General features: G+C 54.0%; 1 protein-coding gene. It reads right to left on the reverse strand.

Annotation, left to right across the window (positions count from 1 at the left end; translation table 11 throughout):
• Window positions 1-1,593: condensation domain-containing protein (locus tag L696_RS28355; RefSeq protein WP_245233314.1), on the reverse strand; the 1,593-nt coding region annotated here is incomplete at both ends.

Consider the following 1,593-nt stretch of genomic DNA (forward strand, 5'->3'; position numbering starts at 1 on the left):
ACGCCGAGAATTTGCTCTTTTTCCGCCGGTGTCAAAATGCCCAGCTCGGCAATAGTCGCCGACGGGTTGCGGAGAATGGATTCAAGCAGCTGCAAGTAGTGAGCGGCCAATTTCTCCACCGTTTCGGTTTTATAAAGAGCAGTGGCGTATTCAAACAGATATTCCAAGCCTTCCTCGATCTCCGTGACGTCCAAGCTGAGATCGAATTTAGAAACAATTTCTTCGCTGGCATACGTCGACAAATGGAGTCCGGGAAGCTGGATTTCCAAATTCTCTGTATTCTGCAAAGCAAACATCGTATCGAACAGCGGATTGCGGCGTAAATCACGAGCCACGTTCACCTTATCCACCAGTTCCTCAAACGGATAATTCTGATGTTCAAAAGCGCCCAGCGTCGTCTCCTTGATTTCCTTCAAGTAGTCAAGAAACGTCTTACCGGCAGCCGGATAACTGCGGATGGCCAGGGTATTGACGAACATCCCGATCAGCGGCTGAACGTCGCTGTGATTTCTTCCCGCAATCGGCGTACCGACCACCACGTCTTCTTGCCCTGTATATTTATGCAATAATATTGTATAACCAGCAAGCAGAACCATGTAAAGCGTTGCGCCGTTCTCGGCTGCAAGCCGTTTCAGACCCTCGCTTTTCTCGCTATGCATAAACAATTGCAGCGTGCGGCCCTCGTAGCTCTGCATAGCCGGGCGCGGATAGTCCGTCGGCAATTCCAAAACCGGCAGCTCTCCGCGGAACATGTCGAGCCAGTAGGCTTCCTGCTTGGCAAGCTGAGCTTTCTGCTCGTCCGATTGCTGCCATACCGCATAATCTTTGTACTGAATGCGGAGCGGCTCCAACTGCTCCCCGCTGTACAAGCGGACGAACTCTTCGATCAGTACGTCAATCGAAACGCCGTCAGATACGATATGATGCGTATCGAACATTAGAATGTGCCGATCCGGCACCAGTTCGGCAAGGCCTACCCGCAGAAGTGGCGGCTTCGCTAGATCAAACGGACGAACGAATTGGCGCACCGTTTCTTCCGCCTGCTCCCCGCTGATCTGCACATATTCCACATGGAAGGCGGCTTCTTCGTAAATCCGCTGAACCGCTTCGCCTTTTACCATCTCAAAACCGGTACGCAGCGTTTCATGACGAGCTACGAGCCCGCGGAACGCTTCTTCAAACCGCTGCCGGTCGAGCTCCCCTTCGAGCAGCATAGCTCCCGGTATGTTGTAGCTCAGTTCGGCTCCTTCCAGCTGGTTCAAGATATAGAGACGTTTCTGAGCGGAAGAGAGCGGATAATACTCGCTAGGTTCCGCAGCCGGAATAGCCGTGAACGAGCCGATCTCCAGCCGCTCCATAGCCGCGGCCATTTCCTCAACCGTCGAGTAGCGGAATACGTCGCGAAGCGGGAATTCAACGCCTAGCTCCTTATGCATTTTGCTGACAAGCGTCGTCGCCCGCAGAGAGTGTCCGCCGAGGTCGAAGAAGTTGTCCGTTACGCCTACCGCCTTCTCCCGAACAAGCACATCCTGCCAAATGGCGGCCAGCTTCGCCTCAAGTTCGGTGCGCGGCGCCACGTATTCGCGGCCTGCG

It is taken from the genome of Paenibacillus maysiensis, assembly GCF_000520815.1.
In the GTDB taxonomy this organism is placed as follows: Bacteria; Bacillota; Bacilli; order Paenibacillales; family Paenibacillaceae; genus Paenibacillus; species Paenibacillus maysiensis.